General features: G+C 50.8%; 23 protein-coding genes and 1 pseudogene. 4 read left to right on the top strand and 20 right to left on the bottom strand.

Going from position 1 to position 26,633, the window contains the following annotated elements:
- Nucleotides 1–2: 2 nt before the first annotated feature.
- From NSQ73_RS16535 to NSQ73_RS16565, 7 genes and pseudogenes are all read right to left on the bottom strand, one after another.
- Complete coding sequence (locus NSQ73_RS16535) at nt 3–980, bottom strand: AAA family ATPase (RefSeq protein ID WP_340987326.1); 978 nt, start codon at nt 978–980, stop codon at nt 3–5.
- Between the two features lie 94 nt (nt 981–1,074).
- Complete coding sequence (locus NSQ73_RS16540) at nt 1,075–2,166, bottom strand: GerAB/ArcD/ProY family transporter (RefSeq protein ID WP_340987327.1); 1,092 nt, start codon at nt 2,164–2,166, stop codon at nt 1,075–1,077.
- Between the two features lie 18 nt (nt 2,167–2,184).
- On the bottom strand, nt 2,185–3,333 hold the full coding sequence (locus tag NSQ73_RS16545) for a Ger(x)C family spore germination protein (RefSeq protein WP_340987328.1): 1,149 nt from the start codon (nt 3,331–3,333) through the stop codon (nt 2,185–2,187).
- Nucleotides 3,330–4,778 carry a spore germination protein gene (locus tag NSQ73_RS16550; RefSeq protein WP_340987329.1) on the bottom strand — a complete coding sequence of 483 codons (1,449 nt, stop codon included), beginning with the start codon at nt 4,776–4,778 and terminating at the stop codon, nt 3,330–3,332. Before NSQ73_RS16550 ends, NSQ73_RS16545 begins: the two co-directional genes overlap by 4 nt.
- A 184-nt stretch (nt 4,779–4,962) precedes the next feature.
- On the bottom strand, nt 4,963–5,940 hold the full coding sequence (locus NSQ73_RS16555; protein WP_340989300.1) for an aldo/keto reductase: 978 nt from the start codon (nt 5,938–5,940) through the stop codon (nt 4,963–4,965).
- A gap of 97 nt (nt 5,941–6,037) precedes the next feature.
- Nucleotides 6,038–7,351: pseudogene (locus tag NSQ73_RS16560) on the bottom strand (right-handed parallel beta-helix repeat-containing protein); the annotation flags it as partial.
- A gap of 1,031 nt (nt 7,352–8,382) precedes the next feature.
- A complete protein-coding gene (locus NSQ73_RS16565) occupies nt 8,383–9,243 on the bottom strand; it encodes a DUF421 domain-containing protein (protein ID WP_042136999.1) in 861 nt (286 codons plus the stop codon).
- 223 nt (nt 9,244–9,466) lie between these two features.
- On the opposite strand from NSQ73_RS16565, the gene NSQ73_RS16570 reads away from it, so the two are divergent.
- On the top strand, nt 9,467–9,673 hold the full coding sequence (locus tag NSQ73_RS16570) for a DUF1657 domain-containing protein (protein WP_042136998.1): 207 nt from the start codon (nt 9,467–9,469) through the stop codon (nt 9,671–9,673).
- Between the two features lie 93 nt (nt 9,674–9,766).
- Here NSQ73_RS16570 and NSQ73_RS16575 read toward each other — a convergent pair whose 3' ends face one another.
- From NSQ73_RS16575 to NSQ73_RS16585, 3 genes are all read right to left on the bottom strand, one after another.
- A complete protein-coding gene (locus NSQ73_RS16575) occupies nt 9,767–10,360 on the bottom strand; it encodes a class I SAM-dependent methyltransferase (protein WP_042141156.1) in 594 nt (197 codons plus the stop codon).
- Nucleotides 10,361–10,579: 219 nt separating this feature from the next.
- Nucleotides 10,580–11,644: a Gfo/Idh/MocA family protein gene (locus NSQ73_RS16580; protein ID WP_340946001.1), complete on the bottom strand. Its 1,065-nt coding sequence runs from the start codon at nt 11,642–11,644 to the stop codon at nt 10,580–10,582.
- 21 nt (nt 11,645–11,665) lie between these two features.
- Entirely contained in the window at nt 11,666–12,553 is an 888-nt protein-coding gene (locus tag NSQ73_RS16585; protein WP_340987330.1) for a sugar phosphate isomerase/epimerase family protein, read from the bottom strand.
- 124 nt (nt 12,554–12,677) lie between these two features.
- On the opposite strand from NSQ73_RS16585, the gene NSQ73_RS16590 reads away from it, so the two are divergent.
- The gene (locus NSQ73_RS16590) at nt 12,678–13,547 is read left to right on the top strand and encodes a helix-turn-helix domain-containing protein (protein ID WP_042136992.1); all 870 of its coding nucleotides are present in this window, start codon (nt 12,678–12,680) and stop codon (nt 13,545–13,547) included.
- A 57-nt stretch (nt 13,548–13,604) separates the two neighbouring features.
- Here the strand turns inward: NSQ73_RS16590 and NSQ73_RS16595 are convergent, their stop codons facing one another.
- The 5 genes from NSQ73_RS16595 to NSQ73_RS16615 form a co-directional block, all read right to left on the bottom strand.
- Complete coding sequence (locus tag NSQ73_RS16595) at nt 13,605–14,765, bottom strand: Gfo/Idh/MocA family protein (protein WP_340987331.1); 1,161 nt, start codon at nt 14,763–14,765, stop codon at nt 13,605–13,607.
- 210 nt (nt 14,766–14,975) lie between these two features.
- Nucleotides 14,976–16,184, bottom strand: coding sequence for an L-serine ammonia-lyase (locus NSQ73_RS16600; RefSeq protein WP_340987332.1), 1,209 nt, complete (start codon nt 16,182–16,184; stop codon nt 14,976–14,978).
- Nucleotides 16,185–16,206: 22 nt separating this feature from the next.
- Nucleotides 16,207–17,043, bottom strand: coding sequence for an enoyl-CoA hydratase/isomerase family protein (locus NSQ73_RS16605; RefSeq protein WP_340987333.1), 837 nt, complete (start codon nt 17,041–17,043; stop codon nt 16,207–16,209).
- Nucleotides 17,033–17,872 (bottom strand): enoyl-CoA hydratase/isomerase family protein, encoded by an 840-nt coding sequence (locus NSQ73_RS16610; protein WP_340987334.1) that lies wholly within the window; start codon nt 17,870–17,872, stop codon nt 17,033–17,035. Before NSQ73_RS16610 ends, NSQ73_RS16605 begins: the two co-directional genes overlap by 11 nt.
- 29 nt (nt 17,873–17,901) lie before the next feature.
- Complete coding sequence (locus tag NSQ73_RS16615; RefSeq protein ID WP_340987335.1) at nt 17,902–19,119, bottom strand: M20 metallopeptidase family protein; 1,218 nt, start codon at nt 19,117–19,119, stop codon at nt 17,902–17,904.
- 232 nt (nt 19,120–19,351) lie between these two features.
- Here NSQ73_RS16615 and NSQ73_RS16620 point away from each other — a divergent pair, with 232 nt between their 5' ends.
- Nucleotides 19,352–20,665 carry a transcriptional regulator gene (locus NSQ73_RS16620; RefSeq protein ID WP_340987336.1) on the top strand — a complete coding sequence of 438 codons (1,314 nt, stop codon included), beginning with the start codon at nt 19,352–19,354 and terminating at the stop codon, nt 20,663–20,665.
- Nucleotides 20,666–20,731: 66 nt separating this feature from the next.
- Here the strand turns inward: NSQ73_RS16620 and NSQ73_RS16625 are convergent, their stop codons facing one another.
- On the bottom strand, nt 20,732–21,613 hold the full coding sequence (locus NSQ73_RS16625) for a LysR family transcriptional regulator (RefSeq protein WP_340987338.1): 882 nt from the start codon (nt 21,611–21,613) through the stop codon (nt 20,732–20,734).
- A 120-nt stretch (nt 21,614–21,733) separates the two neighbouring features.
- Between NSQ73_RS16625 and NSQ73_RS16630 the strand changes: the two genes are divergently transcribed.
- On the top strand, nt 21,734–22,636 hold the full coding sequence (locus NSQ73_RS16630) for a DMT family transporter (RefSeq protein ID WP_340987339.1): 903 nt from the start codon (nt 21,734–21,736) through the stop codon (nt 22,634–22,636).
- On the opposite strand, the gene NSQ73_RS16635 is transcribed toward NSQ73_RS16630, so the two are convergent.
- The 4 genes from NSQ73_RS16635 to NSQ73_RS16650 form a co-directional block, all read right to left on the bottom strand.
- Nucleotides 22,631–23,548: an alpha/beta hydrolase gene (locus NSQ73_RS16635; protein WP_340987340.1), complete on the bottom strand. Its 918-nt coding sequence runs from the start codon at nt 23,546–23,548 to the stop codon at nt 22,631–22,633. The two genes, NSQ73_RS16630 and NSQ73_RS16635, sit on opposite strands and share 6 nt — an antisense overlap.
- On the bottom strand, nt 23,545–24,108 hold the full coding sequence (locus NSQ73_RS16640) for a PadR family transcriptional regulator (protein ID WP_340987341.1): 564 nt from the start codon (nt 24,106–24,108) through the stop codon (nt 23,545–23,547). Before NSQ73_RS16640 ends, NSQ73_RS16635 begins: the two co-directional genes overlap by 4 nt.
- A 364-nt stretch (nt 24,109–24,472) precedes the next feature.
- The gene (locus tag NSQ73_RS16645) at nt 24,473–25,972 is read right to left on the bottom strand and encodes a DHA2 family efflux MFS transporter permease subunit (protein WP_340987342.1); all 1,500 of its coding nucleotides are present in this window, start codon (nt 25,970–25,972) and stop codon (nt 24,473–24,475) included.
- Between the two features lie 30 nt (nt 25,973–26,002).
- Nucleotides 26,003–26,626: a TetR/AcrR family transcriptional regulator gene (locus tag NSQ73_RS16650; protein ID WP_340987343.1), complete on the bottom strand. Its 624-nt coding sequence runs from the start codon at nt 26,624–26,626 to the stop codon at nt 26,003–26,005.
- Between the last annotated feature and the right edge of the window lie 7 nt (nt 26,627–26,633).

The following is a 26,633-nucleotide window of genomic DNA, read 5'->3' on the forward strand; positions in this document are numbered from 1 at the left end:
GCTCATTCCACCCTTCCGCCTCTGGACAGGACAGCAGCCTCCGCCGGAACCTCCACCTCGCGCAGCACCTGAAGCACGACCTCAGCCGATTGCCCCTCGCGGACTCCGGGTCCGCGCTGAAGGATTAGCCGGTGTGCAAGCACCGGAACGGCCACGGCCTTAATGTCATCCGGAATAACATAATTCCGCCCTTGAATCAGAGCATATCCCTGCGAAGCACGCAGGAGGGCGAAGCCTGCCCGGGGGCTCGCACCCAGCCGGACAGCAGGAGATTTACGTGTAGCCTCGACCACACTGATCATATACGCCAGCAGTTCATCACTTACATTAATACCAGCGGTAAGCCGCTGCATCTCTTGAATTTCCTCTGCACCTGCAACCGCACCGGTATCCTCCAGCGGGTTGTTCTGGCGGAACCGCTGCAGAATATGAACCCCTTCATTAAATGTGGGGTACCCTGTTGTAATCCGCATTAAGAACCGGTCGAGCTGTGCCTCCGGCAACGGGAACGTCCCCTGGCTGTCAATCGGATTCTGCGTGGCAATGACCAGAAACGGCCGCTGCAGCTCATGAGTCACACCGTCGATGGTAATCTGCCGCTCCTCCATAGATTCCAGCAGGCTTGACTGGGTACGAGGAGTTGCCCGGTTAATCTCATCAGCGAGCAGAATACTGGCGAATACCGGACCTGGACGGAATTGAAATTCCCCGCTTTTCTGGTTGTAGTAGTTGATGCCGCTTAAGTCAGAAGGCAGCAGGTCGGGCGTGAATTGAATCCGCTTGAATGTGCAGTCCAGCGAGCGGGCGAGTGTTTTGGCAAGCAGCGTTTTGCCTGTTCCGGGCACATCCTCCAGGAGTACATGACCATTTGCGAGCAATGCTGTCAGCAGCAGGTTTACACCATCTTCTTTTCCGACAATTACCTTAGCCAAATTTCCCCTTATCGATTCAATTAGAGCAGATGCTTCTTGAAGATTCATGTATAATGACACCATCCTATTCCAAAAAAAGGTATGTACTATAGCTTAATCATACCAGAAAGCGTCTACATTATATAATTGGGAGAATCAACAGTCATTTCAGCTGCTTGCCGGACTTCGAGCGTACCCATGCCACGATAAAATAGTACACCGGTATAAACTCCACAATCAGCCAAAAAATAGTCGTATTGAAAGAATAATAATTGTGGTAATATACGGCCACATTCATCGAGTATACAAATGCAATTGTAATGGAACAGACCGTCAGGAGCGGAATCATAACTTTTTTTGCTTTTTGTCTGGTAAGATACAAGGCGCATTTATAAGCAACATAGATCATAAAAGAGCTGTGAATGAACATTGAGGACGACCATATGCCAATCAGAATCGGATCAGAGTTTCCCAGGAGATCATCATTCGAGGAACTGCGGATCATCTGCAGGAAGGGAAACTGCAGTTCCTTCCCGAGATACGGGCCGAAATTCAGCATGGTCATAAGCCATACTATCAGAACAATCAGTATCACAGTGATCCCCCCAAAACTCAGTGGCTTCATGATCTTATTGCTGATCTTAAGCTCCGGGGCAACAAAAAGAAACACAACCCATTCGCCAAACCAGGACATCACCGTAATCGAATCCTTAATGACGATGCGCGGGTCATGATAATGGATAAATGCCGGAAGCATAGAATATTCTGCATGCTGGATGAATAAATACGTACTTAGAATGGCGAAGACAATGCAGATCAGAGCAATGCCTTCCGACATATACACCATAGAGGCAAAACCCAGATGAGCGGTGTACATAATGACCAGACCCACAACAAGTATAATAAAAAGCGGGGGAGTTCCGCGCAAATAATTGCCTCCGAAGAACAGTGCGAAATTGTGTATATCATATGATACGTAATAAATACACCAGCACAAGAGCAGAATCACTATGATTCCATGCAGCCACTTCCCCATAATTTCTGCCCCGAACTCAACCCAGCCTATTCCCGGCTTGAGCTTTCCCACCATGATCGTGAAATATAACAGAATCAGCCCAAGGAAACCGCCAAGAATCAGGCTTATCCATCCTTGATAGGATGAGGTTTCAATGAGACCGGGAATCAGAAACATCGTACTTTGAGAGCCAAGGTATACAATCGAGAACCGAGTCATTTGCCATTTAGATGTCCGCATATTTCCTCCTTCGCCCCCTTATTTCTCCGAACCAAAATCCGCAATTTTAAAATCAGCTGTCACCTTGATCCGGGCCTCCCTGCTGTAATAATCCTCCCAGTGATCACGCAGACGTTTCCATTCTTCCGGATAATTCCATTCCAGCAGCATACCGAGCTGAAGTACATCTATTCCCGCCTTCTGCACATTTTCCAGCGTCTCCGAAACTTCCTTTACCGCTTTCTCCTGAAGTTTGGTCTTAAGCAGATGGCTGAGCTGGTCCGCTTTACGTTGTTTGGAATCCTTGAAGGAGGTTATACTCGCCCGGCCTTTTAGCTTCACATGGAATTCTGGCCCTCCAGGAGTCATCTTGACAGAGGAGGAGGTTTTGTCATTCAGAAAATACGCAGTGGCAGTCCCCTTGCCGTCATCATCCCAAGCAAACGAATTTACCGATTGAACATAATGATCTGCTGCCCAAGCCAAGGCTCTACCCTCTTTCACCTTCAGTATGGCCTTCATCTTCTTATCCTGAAACAGCATCACACCGTCTACCCCGCACCAATATTCCGTTTTCCCCTGCTCGGAAGTTTCACTTTTTTTGCCGAAAGATAAATAATTCATGGCATAGCCCATATGGTAGGATTCCGACAGGATGCAGTCTCTGATTGTAGTGCTGAACAGAATCTTTTGCCTGGCCATATTATTGAGCACCTGATCGGGCAATTGCTCGAAGACCGGTGTCAGCATCGGGATCTCCTTAGCCTTGCCTGGAGCAGCCATAATATAGGTTCCGAGAGAATTCTCAGGCTGCCGCTGGAACCATTCCAGCATATCTCCTATCCCCTGCTTGGCATATTGTTTGCCCAGTACAATAATCTTGAGATGTGAAGCCTCCATTTTGCGTGACAAATCCTTCTGAATCAGCAGGATAGCTTCCGGAATGGTCGGTGCAGTCTTGGATACCATAGAGTAGCTCTTTCCGTCTCCAGCCGCGCCCCCTTGTGCGCCTGAATCCAGACGGTTCGGGAGCGGTGAACTGATAGTCACCTCAACCGTTCCGGGTTCCTCACCAACATCAATAAACAAGCCATATACAAAGGTCAATTCGTCAAGTTCCAGCTTGGACCAGCAGCCGGTCAGATTCAAAAGCAGCACTAACACAAGGATCAGCTTGAGGGGCTTCATTGCTTCTGTCTCCTTTTATTCTTCCTGTCGGTATAGGAGGAGCTGCGCTCCGTCATATACTGGGACGGAACACGGACCACGGTATCCTTCCAGTCTTCCAGAACCAGCGGAGCCACCGGCTGGAGAAAGGGAGTGCCAAACGATTTTAGATTAGCCAGATGTCCATATATGATAAAAACGGCGATGAAGACACCAATCAGTCCCATCGTCCCCCCCAGAATCAGGAGCACGAAACGCAGCAGCCTGAAGGTCAATCCAAGCTCAAGATGGGGGATGATGTAGGAGGCGATACCCGTAATGGAAACTACAATGACCATGGGTGCTGAGACAATTCCCGCCTGTACCGCAGCCTGCCCTATGACAATACCGCCGATAATAGAGACAGTCTGGCCAACCGGCTTCGGAATGCGGGTCCCTGCTTCTCTCAGTGCTTCGAAAGTAAGTTCCATGAGCAAAGCTTCCGTCAGTGCGGAGAAAGGGATATTCTCACGGGCGGCAGCAATGGTGATCAGCAGGTTGGACGGAATAATCTGTGCGTGGAAGGTTGTGATCGCCACATATAAAGAAGGCAGAATCATTGATATCAGCGAGAAAAAGAAGCGGACCAGCCGGATCCAGCTGCCAGCGTAGAAATTCTGGTAATAATCCTCAGAGGATTGCAGGAGCGCAAAGAAAGTTACAGGTGCCAGTAATGCCGACGGGGTACCGTCCTGCAATATGCTGATTCTGCCCTCCATCAATGATGCGGCTACAGAGTCGGGACGTTCTGTATATTGATAGATTGGAAAAGGTGAAAAATGCCCCTGGCGCATATGCTCAGCCAAATAGCTGATGCCCAGAATTCCGTCGACTGAGAGATTATTTAGTTTCTCTTCCATTTCAGCCAGGATTTCCGGTTTACAGAGCCCTTCGATATAAACCAGATATACATCGGTTTTGGTGTATCTGCCGATCGAGAAATGTTTGGTCTTCAGATCAGCATGCTTGATCTTGTGGCGCAGCAAGGACAGATTCGTCTGAACATCCTCGATAAAAGCCTCCTGGGGTCCAATGACCACCAGCTCGTTCTGCGATTCGGACACTGCCCTCTTCTGATACTGGGTAATTTCGAAATAATAGACATACGGCAGCCCTTCAATACATAGAACCGGATTCCCGCTGACAATCAGCTCCACGGCCCTGTCCGGATGAAAAGCCTTCATATAAGGAATCACAAAGGCTGAGCCGCGGTCCAGACGCTCCATGAATTGCGGCCAGTCCGGTTCACTGTTAGCCTCTGATTTCAGCGGGCTGGCAACAAACTCCTGCAGGCTGAGCATGTCCACGATGGCAGGTATATAGATCAGCATGCAGGCGTGTCCGTACACATGTATCGACTGGTATACAGCATCGCTGCAATCCGTGAGCTGTTCTTTGATGAGCTCCAGTATATTCTTGTCCGGCACCCTGCCTGCCTCCTTCCGGTTATAGAGAATCTTCCTTAGTGTGCCAGAACACCCTGAATTTATGCCCCCTAAGCGCAAATAGCCCCACTATGCGGGCCCCAAAATATATAAATTTCATTAAAAAAGGAGCCGGATCATCCCGGCTCCTTCATTAAACGGTGTATTATCGTTACTGTATCTGTCCTTAGTAGCCCATCACAGGATGAGGAATATAAGGCTCCTCCAAACGGAGTACATCTTCCGGACTGAGCGTGACCGATACCGCTGCAGCAGCATCCTCCAGATGGCTCATGCTGGTCGCTCCGACAATCGGTGCTGTGACCGGCTTCTTCTGCAGGACCCAGGCTAATGCAACCTGGGCACGCGGAAGACCCCGTTCTTCAGCAATCTCCTTCACTCTCAGCGCCACAAGGCGGTCGGCTTCCTCCGTCCGGGAGTACAGCAGCTTAGCAAATTGGTCACTTTCCGATCGGGTACTCGTCTCCTGCCAGTCCCGGGTCAGCCGCCCGCGGGCCAGCGGACTCCAGGGAATCACTCCGATCCCTTCCGCTTCGCACAGCGGCAGCATTTCCCGTTCTTCCTCACGATACAGCAGATTTACATAATTCTGCATCGATACAAATCGTGTCCAGCCGTGCCGCTCCGCCACATGCAGTGCCTTCAGAAACTGCCAGGCAGACATCGAGGATGCTCCGATGTAGCGTGCTTTGCCCGCCTTCACCACATCATGCAGCGCTTCCATCGTTTCTTCAACAGGTGTCGACGGATCCCAGCGGTGAATCTGGTACAAATCCACATAATCCGTCCCCAGCCGCTTCAGGCTATGGTCGATCTCGCTCATAATAGCCTTACGCGACAGGCCTCCGCCATTGGGGCCCGGGCGCATTTTACCATGCACTTTAGTAGCAATGACTACCTCATCACGGGAGGTGAAATCCTTGAGCGCACGTCCGACAATCTCTTCGCTGGTACCGTCTGAATAAATGTTGGCCGTATCGAAGAAGTTGATGCCCAGCTCCAGCGCTTTGCGGATAAACGGCCGGCTCTCCTGCTCATTCAGTGACCAGGGATGAGTTCCGCGCTCCGGCACCCCGTAGCTCATACACCCCAGACAAATCCGTGATACATCCAGTCCCGTTGTTCCCAGCTTCACATATTCCATAATCGGCAGCATCCTCCCTATAGCAAATTAGATCCTATGAAACCGATTATAGTATACCGCTGCCGGCCGGAAATGGAAATCCGTCCTGTTATCCGGCTTATTGAAACGTAGCGCCGATGTTCGTACCGCTTGGCGTACCTGATCCGATCAGATCACTTCCGGCGGCCAGCTTCAGAAAGCTGCCGAGGCTGAACGAACCGTCCGCATTTCTCACGACCGAAGGTGTAAGACTGACAAAATCACTACTGCTTGCGCTTAGGCCTTTGGCATTGGTGCTGGCATTGCTTTTCCACCATACATTGGTGCTGAGGATGTCCGTTCCGCTGGTCTTATCGCTGGAAGCGCCGGCAAAACTCAGATTATTCGTAAACTGATGAGTTCCTGTATCAAAGGCAAAATTGCTCTGACCATTGCTCCACGAGGTATTATTGGTCATTTGAATGGAACCTGGATTGCTGTTGTAGGTAAACCCGTGTTTTTTGTTCTGAAAAGCGATGCTGTTCAACACGATGTGATTGACAGCAATTTTTTCACCGCCGAGCTTGAAGCCGTTGCCGTCACTGTTCGCTGTGCTGTTTCCGTCCGAGGTCTGGCCGTTCTTATAAGCAATGCTGTTCTTGATCGTGACCACCCCAATAGGGCCGGTATCCGATTTGGTATAGAGATCCCAGCCGTCATCTGTGTTCCAGGCCGAGATGCAATAGTCGAACACATTCCCGGGTCCAATCGTCAGCTTGGCGGCGAATCCGTCGGCATCCTCGCCATTATCCGGATCGAAGTTGTCATGGGAATACACGCCGATGATCTGGTTATAGCTGGGCCAATCGGCCATGTTAGACAAGGTAGAGGAATAGCGGCTGATTTGCAGTCCGGAGTCCCGGTTATGATGAACCTCAACATTCTGGATAATGTTGTAGTTACCGCCGATGAAGATACCGTTATCTCCTGCCCCTTTCACTTCAAGGCCCTTTACATTCCAGTAGTGTCCGAATATCTGCAGGCCGCGCTCAGTAGAAGCAAAGGTCTCTCCTGAGAAATCCAGTACCGGCTTCTCACTTCCATAGGCCACCAGGTTCTTGCGCAGCCCGGAGCTTCCGCTGTTCTCCCGCTCAACCGTTACCGGAGCTGTGAAGGAGTAGGTACCTCCGCGCATGTAAATTGTTCCTCCGGCAGCCACTCTGGTAAGTGCCGAAGAGAGTGTCGTCGGACTGCCAATTGTACCCGGATTACCGGCTGCCCCGTTGGGTGCAACATACAGGCTTCCTGATACCGGTGTTACCGTTGGCGTCGGGGCGACCGTAGGAACTGGAGTTGGTGCTGTGCTCGGTGTTACTGTTGCTGTTGGTGTACTTACTGGGGTTGCCGTAGGTGCTGAAGTCGCAGTAGCTGTGGGGGCGGTAGTTGGACTTGCGGTTGCTGTCGCTGCTGGTGTTGCGGATGGTGCAGCGGTCGGAACCGTGGAACCTGCCCCGTTGACTACGATATTGTCGAATTTGACTGAAGTCTTGTAAGCGACAAGGCCAATGCCTCCGGCAGTCAAATTGTTATCGTGTGCATTTAATTGCAGCACATTATTCACATACATATTTATTGAATCTCCACTCAGCTCAAGCTTCACTGTGTACACAGTGCCTGTAGAAACCGCGAAGTCTTTGGAGGCCAGCGTTGTGCTCGAACCCGAGACTTTTTTGCGGATTTCCAGTGTGCCGCCATTGCTGTTCGACAAAGAAGCTGCGTAGTAGTTGTTCCCGTCCGTATACCGCCCGCACACATAAGTCCGGTTGCTTCCGTTGAAGTTATCCACCTTCACATCTGCTTGCACGCTATAATCAGTCCATGTGCTGCTGCCTGCGGAGGTGCGGCCTTCTGTACTGGCAGATTGATAATATACCTTGGAGCTGCCATCCTGAATCACAGACCATGTGCCAGTGGTACTGGTCCAGCTGCCTGCACTGCCGGATTCAAAATCATCATTGAACAGACTTGCCGCAGCAGCTGAAGGTATACCCCATTGCAGCCCGCCCAAGACGAGCACTGAAGAAAGCGCAATCATTAAAGCATAAGTAAATCGCTTTTTTATTTTCACGTTAACATTAACCTCCAAAGTATTGGATTATTTAATAACCATTTGCAGCGTTTGCATTACGGTTGCAATTCCAACGAAAACTTGTCTGTCTAAGTGCAGCAGCTATACGCCATGGCGTTCCTCCCTTTGCCCGACTATGCAGATCACTGCTTTGTGTTCTTTTTCGCAGCAGCCAATCTAATCTCCACTATAAGTAAATATTTGTAATTGTACAGAGGTTTCAGAACCATTTTATTGTATTTCTTTGAATTATAGAATTTTCTATGAATTTTCCGCCGGACTCTTCTGGATTCACAGCGATGTGCATAGGAAATAACCCCACTATGTGGGGTCTTAGCTTCAATCAATATTTGGTGTCAATTTTGGATAAAAGGCTTCAGTTTCTTCAGCAAGGTCTGCAGCTGTTCTGAGCAATTTTCGTACATCTGTTTGGCTTCTTTATGCTTCGTTGACAAGCTGAACAGCTCCAGATCGGCTTCGCATTTCTTCAGCAGCGCATACAGCTGGGGCTTGTCCTGCGGCTGCTGAACCTCCACATTATCCGTGTACAGATCTACGGTAAGCTCGCCGTAAGAGTCTACCTGGCCCAGGAATACATTCTCCACGCTCAGATCAAGCTTACCAAGTTCCCCCTCCAGCCAGCCGCGCGACAGATTCAGGGTATCGAGCGGTTCATCCATAATTTCGCCGTCCATAATCACAGCCTGAGTCTCTCTCTCTGGAGCAACCTTAATCCCAAGATGCTTGGGTGTAAGCGGCTGATTCTCACGGGTGAGCAGCACATTGATCGCACCGTCCGACTCCATAATGGCAAATTCAACATCAGCCACTTTGAAGACATCCTTTTTGCGCAGCTCCTCCAGCAGCTCGTCCGTCGACAGACGCTCCTTCTTCATATTGTCTTCCAGGATCTTACCGTCTTTGATCAGTACGGTCGATTTGAAATCAATGAAATCCCGCGCTTTCTTGCTCTTAATCTGCAGGAATTCAATCCCGAACGAGAAGGCAACCCAGACAATTAGTGCAATGAGGCCGAGGTGCCAGGTTTTGTCCGTATCCAGCGAGATATATGCTGCCAAGCTGCCTATAGTAATTCCCGTAATGTATTCGAAAAAAGACAGCTGTGAAACCTGACGCTTCCCCAGTATTTTAGTAAGGAAGAAAAGCACTACTACAGCAAAAATTGTCCGAAGAATGACCTCCAGTGCTTCCGGCATTCGTAAAACCTCCTGTAAAGTTATTCATTACCCGCATATATTGCATCAGCTTCATTATTTGTCAAAACAGGCGGAAAATAACCAAGAGAATAAATTCCTGCTGCCAAATGGGCGCACAGACTATCTGCCAAATGGGATTTGTTACCTGTATGTCCTGCTAAGGGATGCGGATACTACACTGTGAGATTCTGTTCCAACCCAGACCCGAGGAGGTAATGATCCAATGACTGTTGCATCACAGGTCAAAACCTGCGTAGCTTCGCTGAAGAGCGCCCAAGCCAGTCTTGAGCAGTTCGCCATGGAAACCCAGAACGAGGAAGCCAAAACCCTGTTCACCAATGCTGCAGAGCAGACGCTGCAGATTGTCCAGCAGGTGGAAGGCCGCGTAGCCGAAATCGAGAAAGAAGAGCCGCAATATAAAGGGTTCTAACCGGCATTAGTTATTAAGAACGCAAAAAGGCTGATCCATACGCAGATTTCTCTGCTACCGGATCAGCCTTTTTGTTACTTTTAAATACAAGTCTCACACTTTAACTGCATCTGCAATTAATGAAACAAAACCTAACTTCCCCTCCGTATTACGGTGATCAAAACGCTTCGACCGGTAGATGAAACCGCCGCGCTCATCCCAGGGAAATTCATGAAATTGGCCGGATTCATCACAATACTCCAGCAGTTTAACCTGATACCCTGCGGCAGTGAACATCTTCTGCAGAGTAATATAAGTATGTACGATCCGGTGAGAGGCAGCAGGATGGTCCAGGGGTCCCGGCCCGCCGATCTGCACAATGTTCTGATAAGCTTCATCCGGGAAGAACCCGTCCGGAACAGCACAGCGGATATATCCGCCTGGAGCCAGATAGGTATAACAGTTGCAGGCTGCCTGCACACCTTCCTCATAGGTCAGATGCTCCCAGACATGTTCGGCAAGAACGACCTTCAGGGAGCCGGGGCGGAATTTCTCTGACCAGTCCGCTTCACGCAGCAGATTCAGTTCCGTTTCTTCCGTATGCAGCCATCCTTTGTTGTGCGGACTACCTCCGCTTCCAATCACTACTCTTAATGGTTCATTCAACCGGATCACTCCTTGATTAGCATCCACTACCCTGGTATTCATTGTAATCTCAATTGGAGTAATCAGGAATACAGCATTGTCAGATTCAGATGGATTTATGTGACTTATTTTGCATAACGGATTCTCAGTCCGCATCACGCTACTCGTCTTGTTCCAGCACTACCAGTAACCAGTTACAAGTTTCTTAGAGAATCGCTGATTTCCTATCTTTCACAAAAGAAAAGAGCCGCCGGTCGGCTGCCCTTCCCTCTTCCGCACATTTTATTTATCCGGCACATTCCGCTCGGCATTCCGGATGAATTCGGCAATGTCCAGCTTGCTGCCTGTCCGCGCACTCTCCAAAGCGCCAAGCACCATCGCCATACTATAGCGGTTGTCGCGGCAGTCGGTCTCGGCTGGGCGCTGCTCCGCAAGCGAGCGGAACATCTCTTCGAGACAGCCCTGATGGAAGGTCTCCTCCATCTGCACAGCCGGCCCTTCTACCCGCTCATATTCATTGAGGAACTGTCCGGCAGCTTCACCGCCACCGATAATCTCGGCATACGGCATATCCCGGCCATCCCAGATGGCTGCCCCCCGTTCCCCCTGGACCCGCCATGAGGCTTCCCATGACGTAGGCGCACCTTCTGCACACCATGAGCCCTGATAACAGAATACGGAGCCGTCTGACATTTCAAAAATACAGATAGCCGCCGCATTCCCTTCATACCACGATCCTGGAGGGTTGAATTCCTGGCAGTACACACTTACAGGATCGGCGCCGCTGATAAAGCGGGCCTGATCGAAGGTATGGATGGCCATGTCCAGGAGCAGCGGGCTGTCCATCGCTTCCCGGAAACCGCCGAAATGCGGAGCCAGAAAGAAGCTTGCGCTTATGGAACCCGTCCGCCCTATGGCTCCCGAGGTGATTAGCCCGCGCAAAGAGCGGATATGCGGATCATACCTGCGGTTCTGCATGACGGCATGGCTCAGCCCGGTACGTCCGGCCATGTTAACGATTTCATTACATTGCTCCATCGTTTCCGCCAGCGGCTTCTCGGTAAAGACATGACATCCGGCTTCCAGTGCCTTACTGGCAATACTGAAATGGCTGGAAGGCACGGTGATATCGAACACCAGATTGGCCGCTGTAGCTTCAATTGCCTGTGATATATCTGTAAATACCGGGCAGGTGAGTCCATGTTTCTCTGCCATGGCCTGCGCGGATTCCACCCGGATATCTACGAGTCCGACGATTTCAATATCAGCATGCTTCAGCGCATAGCTGATCCATTCATTAGCCATCGCTCCACAGCCCGCAACAACTACACGATACTCTGCTGTCATAGGTGTTCCCCGCTTTCTGGATTAGACCGGATTTGGCACGAAACTGCCGCCCCGGCAATTTTTCAAATAATGGAGCGCATGAACCTGTCCTGTCATTTCCAGCTCGTCACGGTAAACGGGATCATGCCAGCCTTCGATATCAATCGTTCCTGTGTATCCGGCCTGCCGCAGTACCGAGATTACATCGGTCCAATTCGTATCCCCGAAGCCCGGTGTCCGGTGCCACACATACGGTTTAGGTCCGTGAATTCCGTATTCCTTGATAATATCCCAGGCAATCGTAGCGTCCTTGCCGTGCACGTGGAAAATTTTGTCCGTCCATTTGCGCAGCTGCGGAATCGGATCAATCAGCTGCACCATCTGGTGGCAGGGCTCCCATTCCAGACCCAGATTATCGGCATTCACCGCATTGAACATCTTCTCCCATGCTGTAGGGTTATGGGCAATATTCCAGTCTCCGGATTGCCAGTTTCCATCCATGGAACAGTTCTCAAAGGCGATTCTGACGCCGCGGTCCGCGGCTCTTTTGGAGAGCTCACCAAACACCTCTGCAAATTTCGGGATGGACTCGTCAATCGAAACCCCGGGCAGTCGTCCGGTGAAGCCGGAGACCATATCGGTTCCAAACAAATGGGCGTGGTCGATCAGCCGTTCCCAGCTGCCCAGCGCATCCGAGTTATCCCCAGTGCCTGTAAGCGGATTCCCGAATATCCCTACAGAAGAGATCACGAAATCATGCTCCGCAGCCAGTTCACGCACCCGTGCAGCAGTTTCTGTCAGATCCGTGTTTCCCGTTGTCTGCCAGAAGGTCAGGCTGAATGATTCGAACCCGTGACCTATAATTTGCGGAATCACTCTTAGTGCATCCCCGCCTGCCACCAGTGTCCCGATTCTCATTGTATCCTGCATCTTGTATACCACTCCAATATTGGTTTATAGTTAGTTCAACAACCCAAGTATATCCTTCATTTCGGGCAAAATCTCTTCTTATCTTGTGTTAAACTAGCTGAATCTTGTGGGAGTTGAAGCCATCATGACTTATCCGAAGGAACTGAAGGAATATCCTGCGCTCGAGGAGAAGATCTATCCATTCCGCTTGTTCTTTAATCAGTGCCAGGGCGCCAAGCCCGAGCAGAATATCCTGTTCCTGCACTGGCATGAGCATTTCGAGATTATTGTCATGCGTGAAGGCCGGGCGATCTTTCATGTGGACAGCAAACCGTATGAAGCCGGTCCCGGAGACGTAATCATGGTACCTTCCGGCGGGCTGCATGTCGGCTATAGCTTGTATAGCGGAGATGTTTCTTATATCTCGATTGTTTTTCATGCCTCATTGTTCAAGGACCGCAATCAGGATTCCCAGCATGAGCAATTTGTGGCCCCTTATCTTAGCAATCAGTATCAGTTTCCGGTCATGCCGGTGGTCCACAACCCGGAATGCGCCTCGTATTATCCCTTGCTTGAGCGGATTATTGAGGAGGTGCAGGCTAAACAACCGGCTTTTCAGCTCGTGGTGAAGAACCAGCTCCACTTATTCTTCACACTCCTGTCCCGTACCTTCCCCGCCCAGCAGAGTGAACGTCATTCTATCAACCGCGAACGCTTCAAGCCGCTGCTGGAATACCTGGAAACACATGTCGATCAGAAAATGTCGGTCGAGCGTGCTGCCCGCTTTGTCAATCTGAACGCTTTCCATTTCTGCAAAACCTTCAAGAAGCTGACCGGACGCACCTTCATCGACTATGTGAACCTGTGCCGGATGGATGAAGCCGAGCGGCTGCTGCGGGAGACCGGCTTCAGCATTACAGAGATTTCCGGCAGAGTCGGCTGTGACAATCCCAATTATTTCACGAAGCTCTATAAGCAGTACAAAGGCCTGACACCTTCTATGGTTCGTAAATAGCCATAACAAACACCGCAAATCCATTAATGTGCGGTGTTTGTTTTTTACATTTAGAATCTACATTTCAGATATCGGAACCCAGCGCCGCTCTTCAATCGAACGTTCCACAGCTTCCAGTACAGCCTGGCATTTCACACCGTCCCGGAAATTCGGCTCAGGCTGACGGCCTTCGGCAATCGCATTCGACAGCTCCAGCATCTCGTGAATGAATGTGTGCTCAAATCCAATCGTATGACCCGGCGGCCACCAGGCTTCAGCATAGTCATGTGCGGGATCGGTGGCGAGCACTCTCCGGAAGCCCTGCACATCCTCGTCATCCGAGGTCAGATAGACCTCCAGTTCGTTCATCCGCTCGAAGTCGAATTTCACACTGCCCAGACTGCCATTGATCTCAAAAGAATTGGTCGAACGATGCCCGGCCGCGAACCGTGTCGCCTCAAAGCTGCCCAATGCACCGTTTGCAAAACGGGCCAGGAACAAAGTAGCATCATCCACCGTTACCGCGCCGCGCGGTGCATCTTTGCTGGCCCGGGCGCTGAGACCTGTCATCTCCGTTGCCAGCGGCCGTTCCTTGACGAACGTCTCACTCATGCCGATGACCTCCTGCACATCCCCTACCAGGAAATGGGCCAGATCAATCAGATGGGCCCCCAGATCCCCATGCGATCCTGAACCGGCAATCTCCTTCTGCAGCCGCCAGACCAGCGGGAATTCAGGGTCGAGAATCCAGTCCTGCAGGAACCAGGCACGGAAATGATAGATCTTTCCCAGCCGCCCGCTCTCGATCAGCCGTTTCACCAGCCTGACCGCCGGGGAGAAACGGTAATTGAAGCCAACCATATGAACAATGCCGGCCGCCTCTGCAGCCTGGAGCATTTCTCGCGAATCTGCCAAATTCAGCGCCAGCGGCTTCTCACAGAAAATATGCTTGCCTGCAGCAGCAGCTGCCAGTGCAATCTCCTTATGGGCATTGCTCGGCGCATTGATGTCGATTAGATCAATATCGTCACGCCCGATCAGCTCTTTCCAGTCGGTTACACTCTCCGACCAGCCCAGCTGGTCTGCCGCCTCCTTCAGCGCTTCTTCATTGCGTCCGCAGATGACGGACATTTGCGGTTTGACGGCCTTCGGGAAGAACATCGGCAGACTGCGGTAGGCGTTGCTGTGGGCCTTGCCCATGAATTTATAACCTATCATTCCAATGCGTAGCTGTTCCATTTGAAGCCTCCTCTGTTGAAATCACACTCCATGTACACGCATACATTTTCTCATCCAAGCGGCGCCCCGTCAAATTGCTTCTTGAAGCAGCAGCCTGCCCTATATAGCCTCCCAAAAAAGAACGTCCTTTCTGCCAACCGGCAGCACGGGACGTTCTTCGTTACATTACACAAGTATGAAATTACAGCCACATGATCATGGAAGTATCATTTAACTGTCAGCTTTGTAGAGCTTAGCGAGCCCGCCTTCTGAAGTTTCGCGGTACCTGCTGTTCATATCCAGGCCTGTCTCATACATGGTCTGTACAACCAGATCAAAGGATATCTTACGGGTACCAGACAAGAATTTGGCCAGGCTCAGCGCATTGATCGCCCGCATCGCACCGACAGCATTCCGCTCAATGCAAGGGATTTGAACCAGTCCGTTAATCGGATCACAGGTTAACCCCAAGTGGTGTTCCATAGCAACCTCCGCCGCATACTCAATCTGGTCGATCTCCATACCAGACAGTTCAGCCAGTGCAGCCGCTGCCATAGAGCAAGCCGTGCCAACCTCCGCCTGGCAGCCGCACTGAGCGCCGCTGATGGAGGCGTTCTGCTTGACCAGATTGCCAATGAGCCCGCCGACGGCCAGAGCCCGGAGGATCTGTTCGTCCGTGACCTGCATCTTCTCCTGCATATAACGGAGCGAGGCGGGCACGACACCGCTGGCCCCGCAGGTCGGGGCCGTTACGACCGTGCCGGCGGCGGCATTCTGTTCGTTGACGGCGAAAGCGTATGCGCTGACGATCCTGTTCTCCCTCGTCTCCGGGCTCTCATCCATATCCCGCTGATGATACAGATATTTCGCCTTGCGTTCGACCTCAAGACCGCCCTCCAGAATACCTGTGACAGACAGCCCTTCGTCAATCGAACGCTTCATCGCTTCCCAGATTCCTTGGAGGAAATCCCAGATCTGTTTGCCTTCGCGCTGCTCGACGTAATCGCTTAGACGAATATGATTGGCGTTACAAAAGGTGCTGATCTCAGCAAAGCTGTTCTCAGGGTAGACATCGGGCGTTTGCATCTCCTCCCTTCCCTCAATAACGATGTCCCCGCCGCCGATACTGACGACACGCATGGATGAGATTTGGCGCCCGTCTTTGTAAGCGAACAAATCCATCGTATTGGGATGGGGCAGAACAAAATTCGCCTGTGGAACAAATTCAACCTCCGCCGGAACGGGTGAAAGTGCTCTAAGAATAGCCTTGTCCGTCAAATGGCCTTTGCCTGTTTTGGCAAGGGAACCATAGATCAACGCCTTGAACTCATCTGCGTCTTCATTCTCTGATTTGAAGATCCTGGCCGCCTTCTCCGGCCCCATAGTATGGGAGCTGGACGGTCCACTGCCAATCTTAAATAGCTCAGTCAACGATCTCATAGCACCCTTATCCCCCTTCTGGCTATTGCCCATTCCCCTGAAAACGTTCCTTGAGCTTCATCAGCCGCTCATGAATCCCCTCTTCATCCATGGCCATGTCATACAACTGGTGAGTAATCTGTAGACCCTGATCATGGGCAAGGGCTTTTTTCCACGGGTGCGACACAATCGAATGTGTAAGATGTCTTACCGAGCGGGGCGCCTGCATGATTCTTTCTGCCAGCTCCCACGCGCGTGGAAGAAGCTGTTCACGAGGCAGCACCTCACTGGCCAGACCGAGATCTAATGCCGCTTGAGCATTAATGTTCATCCCCGTATATGCGTAGAATGCCGCTTTCTTGGTTCCCAGCAGTTGTTGAAGTGCTAAGACAATTCCGTCTCCGGGCGGTACACCGCCCAGGTAATGGGCATCGAAGAACGCTGTGTCTTCCGCACAGATGGTAATATCACACAGCGTCCCCAGCTGCCAGTGTGAGCCTGTGCCATTGACCACCCCAATGGTGGGGATGTCCAGGCAATGAACCATATTCTCAATCATTCTGAGCGATTCATGATACATCTCCAACTTCCGGCGATTCGGCCAATCCATGAATTTGGTTGTCCAGACTTCAGGATTGCCTAGTTGCCACAAATCACCTGTCCCTGTAAGGATCATCACCTCATTCTCGGGGTCGCGGCCAATATCGGACCATACATGACCATATGCGGCTTGAACCGGCCAGTCGAATTGAAGCGGTCCCCCGCCGGTGTGCATACGCACTTCGAGTATGCCGCCGCGGCGGGTCATGATGAATAAGTCCTTGTACTTCTCCGAATATTCTTCGAATCGTGTAGGTCCCGTCATTTCTCTATTGAACATCTTTGCCCATAAGGCGTCCTTGCATTTTCTTCAGGCGCTCCAGAGCTCCTTCTTCATCAATAGCCATGTCATACATCTGGTGGGCAAGCTGGAATCCCTGATCGGCGACCAGAGCCTGCTTCCATGGCCGGGAGATAATGGAGTGCGACAGATGTCTCGTTGAACGCGGTGCCTGCATAATCATCTCCGCGAGCTCCCAAGCGCGGGGAAGAAGCTGCTCACGGGGCAGAACTTCACTGACAATACCCAGATCCAAGGCGGTCTGACCGTTGATATTCTTGCCGGTGTATGCGTAGTAGGCTGCTTTTTTGAAACCGATCATGCTCTGCAGTGTGAGCAGCATTCCATCTCCTGGAGGCGTGCCTCCCAGATAATGCGGATCGAAAAAGTCCGCGTCTTCCGTGCAAATGGTAATATCACAGAGCGTCGCGAGTTCACAGTGCGTTCCCGGCCCGTTGACCGCCCCGATGGTCGGGATGTCAATGCAGAAGATCAAATTCTCAAGCAGTCTCAGCGATTCGTGATACTGTTCGAGCTTCTTATGCTTCGGCCAGTCCATGAATTTAGTATTCCAGACCTCAGGGTCGCCAATCAACCATTTATCCCCGGTTCCCGTAATAATCATGACTTCGTTCTCAGGGTCACGGCCAATATCTGACCAGGCATGAGACCAGGCGGTATGAGCTTCCCAATTGTGCGTGTACGATCCTCCGTCGGTGTGAAGACGCACTTCAAGGATTCCGTCACGGCGGGTCATTAACAGGAATTCCTTGTATTTCTCCGAGTACTCTTCAAATTTGGTGGGTCCAATCATACGTCTCTCTGTCATTTTAATTCCTCCTAAGTTTTGTTTAGAGCTTATCTGTTACTTTCAAGCCAGTCTCTGGCAAAAGCAGCGTAAGCCGCAGCCCCTCTATGAAGCACCTCATCCGAGAACATCGTCTTTGGATGGTGTACAGGGTAACGATAACCTTCTTCGGCATTGCCTGCGTTAAGAAATACTGTGGTACTTGGCACTGCCTGTGATACAAACGCGAAGTCTTCCGAGCCCATTAATTTGCCACCGGGTACCAGTTCGGTTATACCGATATAGGAACCGTCGCCAAAGGTATTTGCAATCGAAACCCTCATTTGCTCATTAAGCCCGCCATCCGTTTTCACTTCAGGACAACCCCTCGTATAGATCACATCCAGCTTTGCCTGAAAGGTTTCTCCTATACCTGCTGCAATTTCGCGGATACGAATCTCCAGTTTATCCCGCAATGCGGCGTTAAAAGTGCGAACGCTTCCTTTCATTCTGGCCGTATCGGGAATCACGTTGCTTGTACTTCCGCCTTCCATCACGCCTATGGTAAGTACTGCATTATCAATTGGCGAAATTTCCCGGCTAAGTATACCCTGCAGCGCCAGATGAAGATGAGCAGCCACATTTAAGGGGTCCACTGCGGCCTCGGGCATTGCGCCATGTGAGCCCCGTCCGCGGATGATGATTTCGAACCAATCCGAAGAAGCAGAAATCGCTCCACCTTCCTCAGGCACTACAAATTGTCCGATAGGAAGTGACATTCCGGTCAACACGTGAAGCATCATGGCTGCATCCACTTTAGGATTGTCGAGAATCCCGCTCTCAAGCATCATTTTTGCCCCGTGCAGCGTCTCTTCACCCGGCTGAAACATAAGCTTAACCGTCCCGCGAAGCTGCTCTTCGTTAGCCTTCAGGATCTCCGCCGCTCCCAGCAGCATGGAAGTATGCATGTCATGACCGCAAGCATGCATGTTCCCGTTCAACGACGCGTAAGAAAGCTCCGTTTCCTCTGAAATGGGCAAAGCGTCCATATCTGCACGGAGAAGAACCACCTTCCCGTCATGCTGTCCGCCAATGGTAACTGTTAGCCCTGATTCCCCTACGGGAGCGGGCTTAAGACCCATCGACTCCAACACCTCTTTGACGTAGGCCGTTGTTCTGGGCAAACTTAAATCAAGCTCCGGAATCGCATGAAGATGATGCCTGTACATGACTAATTTGTCCTGCAGCTGATGAGCCATACTCAAATCGTCTCCAGTTTCTTCAATCACAATAACATCTCCCAAAACACAAATTGAATGAATGTAAGTACAGAGTTTAAATGGCCTCCTTCACATTTTAAGACTTTTTAAGAACACATTTATCGTACTTTTAAATTCATTCGCTGTCAAGAGATTATTAGACATTTTAAGAACGTTATTTTAAAGGTGCCGGAACGTTGTAATATCACATTTATTGTGATATAACTCTTTTGATTGCATTGTCTTTTGAAAGGAATATACTATGAAAATCAAGCTGGGTATTATCACGCCAGAGAGCCATATGGATTATTTCCGCGCCATTGAACAAGAAATGCGGCCCATATGCCAGTTCCGGTTCCTTACCATCAGCAACTTCGGACAAACAACAGACCTGTATCTGCAGAACTTAGATTCGGTGGATGGATTTGTGGTCAGCGGCAGGATGCTTTATGAGTCAATAAATAAGGATTGCCTGGATGAGAAGATCCCTATTCACATTTTGCAGGATAATGAGAACCTTCTATATAGAGAACTCTTCCGGCTGCTGGTGACAGAGCCCGGGCTTGATATATCGAGGATCTATGTGGATTATGCGTATGTTATCGATTCCTTCAGTGAATTCCAGCAATACCTGACTCATGAAGGGAAGCCTGTTGACAGCGGAGATTTGTTCGAACGGGTGGAGACCATGCTGGAGAACCATATCACTTTGTGGGAAGCCCAAAAAATAGACCTGTCCATTACAGCGTTCGGCCACTTTGTTCCAGAGCTCAAAAAGCACGGAGTCAGATATATCTTGATCCGGCCCACTTTGGAAGATGTTAAAGAGACCCTAAGCGAGATCATCAACGAGATTACCATCCTCAAGCTTAAGAACCAGCGGGCAGTTGTCGCATACTTATCGGTCCACAATGAGCAGCCACCATCTGAAGATCAGCTTCAAGAGCTGAAAGCCCTGGTTGGCAGGTTTCTGCATAGTGTGAATCTTGCTGACACAGCCCAAATTTCGGAAGGCTTTGTCAGACTATACACCACTTACGGAAATTTCATGAAAATTACCTCCAATGCGCAGAACTGCTCACTTCTGGAGTATCTGGAATTGTACGTAAGCTACAAGGTGAAGATCGGGTGGGGCTCGGGACATGAATATTTTCAAGCTAACGAAAATGCCGCCAAAGCTTACAGACAGGCGAAAGCCTACACGGGCAGCTGCAGCTTTTTTATAAACGAGGATCAGAAGGTTATCGGCCCAATGCAGAGCATGAATGTCATACAGTTCTCTGAACAGGGGGACCCGGAAATCATCGCGTTGGCCAAAAATATTGGAATAAACAACATCAATTTGCAGAAAATCATGTCCTATGCAGAAATTATGAGAACAAATAAATTATCCTCTGAGGATGTTGCTGGGTGCCTGTCCATGACTGTCAAAGGTGCAAACCGTATCCTTAACAAAATTGAAGAAAAAAAATACGTACAAACGGTATTTGAAAAACGTGACAACAGTAAAGGGCGGCCGAAAAAATACTACGAGCTGTTGTTTCTCGACAAAGACGGACGCAAATTAAGCAAATGATGCGCATTGCAAAAAGGCATGTTTTCAAAACTGAAAACGTGCCTTTTTTGCGCTGGATTTATCAAGTCAAATCCCTTCTTGGCCGGACGACCAGCTCTGCACATGCTGCAGGAATCGTCTCGTTGCAGGCGATGCATATTTCATCGAGCTGACGGCAATTCCCAATGAGCGGAAACTCCGTTCCTCCAGCTCAAGCATGGCCACATTATGATTCTGGAACCGGGTGACCAGCTCCGGGAGGATGCTGATGCCCAGCCCCTTCTCTACCATGGCTATGATCGCATAGTCATCCCCGGCCGAGAATTTGATGTTCGGCTTAATCCCCGCCTTCTCCAGCACCCGCTGCACATCATAGTCTGAGCCCGGTCTCGGAATGATGAAATCCTCGTAGGCGATCTGGGCCAGCGGCATGTACGGGGCTTTGCTCAGCGGGTGGTCCAACGGAAGAATCGCCAGCATCCGGTCCTGCTTCAGCGGAAAGACCTCAAACTTCTCCCGGGTAGGCAGCGACAGGAAGCCGCAGTCGACCACACCAGCCTCAATCCATTGCTCAATCTCCAGATATCCGCCCTCCATCAGCTTGAATTCAATGTATGGGTACTCTTTGCGGAACTGTTTGATCATGTCCGGCAGCCAGTGAACGGATACGCTTGTGAAGGTTCCTAGTGTAATTGTTCCTGTCTCCAGACCATGAATATCGGCCACCTGCTGCTTCAGCTGCTCATTCCATTTGAGGATTTCGCGGATAGGCGAAATAACCTGCTCTCCATTGACCGTCAGCTTGACACCGGAACGGCTCCTCACAAGCAGCGGAAAACCAAATTCGCTCTCCAGGCTGCTGATCGTATGGCTGATACCGGATTGGGTGAAGCCCAGCACCTCGGCGGCTTTGGTCAGACTGCCCAGTTCAACCACTTTGAGGAACACTTCGTATTTGATTATACTCATCGCTGACCCCCACAGTTTTCATGAGAATTCCTCATGTTTCACATGATAAACATTCAGTTACCTTATGTATTTGAGCGTATTATACTATAATCACTTGAAATAAAGAAGGATGATGATGGAATGAAGCCGCTAAAGGCCGAGCTGATGCTCATAGTAGTAACGATGTTCTGGGGTTCCTCCTACCTGTTCATGAAAATGGGACTCGGCACACTGGGGGAATTCAATCTGATTGCACTGCGCTTCGGACTGGCCTTCATTCTGGCGGCTCTGCTGTTCCGCAAACGGCTGCGCAGTGTGGACGCCAGAACATTGAAATATGGAGCCCTGCTCGGCTTTCTTCTGCTCGGTGTGTTCACCTGCATCACCTTCGGACTGAAGACCACCACGACCTCCAATGCCGGATTTCTGGTCGCTTTGACCGTTGTTTTTGTACCGCTGCTGGATGTTCTGATCTTCAAAAAGAAGGTCGCCCCTCCGCAAATCTTCGGTGCCATTCTGGCCATCGCCGGCATCGGGCTGCTCACCCTGAACGGGTCACTGCAAGTACAGCCTGGTGATCTGCTCTGTATTCTGGCTGCCATTTTCTACGCAGTGCAGATTCTGGTTACCAGCCGCGCTGTCAAGAGCAGCGATTCGCTGAATATCGGCATTCTGCAGCTGGGCTTCGCCGGAGGTTATGCCCTGATTCTGTCAGCAGTCTTAGAGACTCCTGCACTGCCTTCGACACTTCCCGGCTGGATCGCCATCCTCGCACTCGGCATTTTTTGCAGCGCCTGCGGCTTCATCCTGCAGCCCGTTGCCCAGAAATACACAACGCCGACCCGCACCGGATTAATCTTCGCCCTCGAACCGGTCTTTGCCGCCTTCTTCGGCTACTGGTTCGCACATGAACAGCTTTCGCTGCAGGGCTACACCGGCGCTGCCCTTGTCCTGCTGGGCATTATAGCTTCCGAACTGCTCGGCAGATTGCACTTCGCCCCTTTTCCGGCAAGGATGCTCAAGAAACGGCGGGCAGATCTATAAGTCTTCAATAATTGCTCTGATCTGTGCTCTCGCTGTCTTGGATTCCGGGAAGAAGAACAGCGGCCAGACATGCAGCATTTGCGGATATTCATAGTAGCCGATCTTTATTCCTTCAACCAGTAACCGGTCTCTGAACCTCTTGACATCGGGATACACAATGTCATGCGTCCCAATGAAGATGCTGACCAGCCCTATATCCGTGACCTCCCCATAAGCGGGGCTGATCAAATGAGAAGTAATCTCCTGATTCCCCGCATACCACTCAGCAATTTCTTTGATGGCAGGAACTGCCGTGACAGGATCTTTACGCTCCACAGCCTTGATATCCGGGTTGCTGAAGGTCATGTCGAGCACCGGGGAGATGAGGATCGTGTGTGCAGGCCGTGGTATCCCCTTTTCCTTAAGAAGCTGCACTAGTGCAAGCCCCATTCCGCCGCCAGCCGAATCCCCCATGACCACAAGCTTGTCTCCACACTTAGAACTCTGTGCTAACATCTCCTCATATAGCGGTACCAGCATCTGAAATACTTCCTTATGTCCATATTGCGGTGCCAAAGGGTACATGGGAACCGCAATCTTACACTTCAGCTTGTCTGCCATACCGGCCAGGAACTCCCAATGCAGCGGGGATATCTTCAGTACATAACCTCCGCCGTGCAGATACAGGATCTGTTTGCCGCCCGAAAGAGAGTTTGCAGACAGCACATAGTAAGGAGAACCGGCTATCTCACGCTCTTCGACGCTGCATAACGTATACACTTTAGCCGGCGGCTTACTGCTCTCCTTCCGCTGTTTCGTTTCAATTTCCTTCCGCAAAGCTATCCCTGTCTCCTTCCACATGGCGTTAATCCTTATGAGGCGCAAGCCCAGCTTAACCGCTCTGCTCTGCCAGCTTTCTTTGGAACCCTTCATTGTTGTCCTTCTTTCTGCGTCATCACGGCTTCCCGCAAACGCTGCGCCCAGGCCAGATCCAGCTCCTGCGCCTCCAGGCGCACCTGCAGCAGATCCATCGTTGTCGCATAGAACCGCCCTCCCGGCGCGGCAGCATCAGGAGCAGTCTCTTTCCGGAAGGCGTCTATCCCTTTTCGCAGCTCTGCAATGCCTTTAGCGGCGTACGCAAGATAATGGTCTACAAGCGCCAGCTGCGCTTCAGAGGCAAGGAACTCCAAATGCTGGGCTTTAATATGAAAAAGCTTCTGATAGGTTGCCGACTCCGTCCCCGTATCCATCATCAGCTCGGTGAACCGGGCCCGCCCTTTACCGGTGAGCTGCAGCGCACGGGACGGCCGTTCACTGGGATAAGGCACTGAAGAAGGATTGGCTTCGCAGATCAGTCCCTCTCTCTCAAGTCTGGACAACAGGGTGGACAGCGTTCCGCGGCTGATTTTCTCCCACGGGCTGATAATCTTCGCAATCAGATAAGCATGCAGCGGGAAATGCATCAGCAATGACAGGACCAGTAATTCATACATAAGGAAACTCCTCGTCAATAGTTTTAATAAAACTATAAAGAATTCCTTGTCAGCCGTCAAGCGGTTCACAAATACTCCAACTGGCGCCTGCCCCGGATAAATCCCACATACCGCCGTAATTCCTCCCATTTCACCTTCTGTATCGCATCCAGAGCGATGTGATGTATACCTCTAATTCCTCCTTTCGCCCTTCTGTATAGGCGTCCTATAAGATGACAGCAATTGAGTTACTTAAGTTCTTGCTGTAAAGACATAAATGTTGTATTTCGTGCAGGATTTCGAATCGTAATCGCGACAACGGGGGTGAAATGAGAAAAAACCGCCCCAGCGATTAGCTGAGGCGGCCGTAAACCCAAGATATGAATTAATGTCCCATCATTACAGCAGCGTCGGCCTGCTGCCCTTCCGGAGTTCCGGCGGAACCGGCTGTCTTCGGCTTGCGCAGAATCAGACTGATGACCACTCCGGCCAGCGCGATGCAGGCCGAGAGGAAGAATACATCATTGAAGCCCTGTACAGCGGCGACAAGCGGATTGCTTCCGGCAGCCATCTCACCCATATGAACAGTAATCTGGCTGGTTAAGTATCCGGTCATACCGGCAACCGCGAACGATACTACGACCTGCTGGGCTGCGGCGGTCAGCGGAGTCACCCGGCCAACCCATTCACGCGGAGCGGAGTTCAGAACATGAGTGTTGACCGGCATCATCGACAAGCCCATACCCAGACCCATCATAGCGAGACAGCCCATGATAACGGGAAGACTGGTGTCTACTGTAACACCGGACAACAGGAACAGTGCAGTGGAAATGACACTCAGTCCGACGAACAACAGCGGACGTGCACCAATTTTATCGAATAAGCGGCCGCCCACCGGCATACCGATACCGGATGCCAGCGCCTGCGGAAGCAGAATCAGACCTGTCTCAAGCGGTGTGTAGTTCCGGATCTGCTGCAGATACAACGGAACGAACAGCATGGAACCGAACAAGGCAGCCTGGGTCACCCAGGATAGGATAATGCCGCGTGTGAAGTCCGATGAACGGAAGACGCGCAGCTCCAGCAGCGGATGCTTCTGCATCAGCTCAGCGATAACGAACAGCACCAGCGCCACACCGCCGACAGACAAACCTACAAGAGCCCCCGTCGAAGTCCAGCTTTCACCTCCGCCTTGATTGACGCCATAAGCAAGCATGGAGAACGCAAGCGGAGCCAGAATGATACCGAAGATATCCAGATGCGCTTTGCCCTTCTTCTCGGTAACAGGCAGATATTTAACTCCAAGAATGATACCAACGATACCGATAGGCAGGTTGATCAGGAAGATCCAGTGCCAGCTCACGTATTCTACCAGCCAGCCGGAGAGGATCGGTCCAAGTGCCGGAGCCAGCAGCATGGGAATTCCAAGCATCCCCATAATAGAACCTCTGCGCTCTGCCGGGGCCAGTCTGAAGACCATTGCCATACCGATTGGTGCCACCATCCCGCCGCCAAGACCTTGAATGACACGGAAGATGACCAGTTGCGTCGAGGTCTGGGCAACCGAACAAAGAACGGACCCCAGTACAAACATAACAATAGTCGTTAGAAAGACTTGCTTGGAACCGAAACGGTCAGTCATGTAGCCAGCCAGCGGAATTACAGCAGCCAGCGCCAGCGTATAACCCGTAATGGCCCACTGAACGGTCTTAAGATCTGTTGCGAAATACTGCACCAGATTCGGTACCGCAACGTTTACGGCAGTGCTGTCTAGGATAACCATAATCATGCCGACGATAATAGCCATTAACGGCGGAATAATGGCTTTCAGCGAGAACGGTGCTTCCACTGCTGCACTGTTTCCTTTATTTGAGGTGTTTGTCATTCTCTTCTCCACTCTTTTCTGTGTTTATAATTAGTTATACTTATGAAAATAAAGTTCAAATAAACCGTCAATCTGCTCCTCAAGCGGCGAAAGCCTGAAGAACTCCTTAAGATCCTCCCGGTCCTTCGGTAGACTGGAGACCATAATTACCGGAAAAACAATGGCCCCATAGACTTGCATCATCATCATCATGAGCTTGTCGCGGTCCTGCTCCCCAGTGATCTCACTGAGCACTTCCTTAATGCGCTCAAGCCTCATCAGCTTGGAGTATTTCGCATATTCATCCTGTGAGCCCATAATATGATGTCTTTGATCAAGCATCTGCCGGGCCATTCCCGGGTAACGGCTGAGATTCATAATATAACGCATGAAAAATAGCTTCATCCGCTCCTTCGGCGGCAGGCTGTCATCTTCCAGTGTTCTGAAGGCATCATCAAAGGTAGACACGAGTTTCTTCACTGCGTCGCCAAACAGTTTTTCCTTGGAGCCGTAATAATAATTCACCAGTGCAAGATTCGTCTCTGCCCTTGCTGCGATACTCCGAAGGGTGATACAGCTGAACCCCTCTTCGCGGATCAAATCCACGGTTGCATCGAGTATAATCTGCTTCGTATCTTTATCTGAAGGATCAGCTTTGTTGTCAGATTTAACCATAATGCAG

The organism is Paenibacillus sp. FSL R10-2736, from assembly GCF_038000245.1.
Taxonomy (GTDB): domain Bacteria; phylum Bacillota; class Bacilli; order Paenibacillales; family Paenibacillaceae; genus Paenibacillus_AQ; species Paenibacillus_AQ phytohabitans.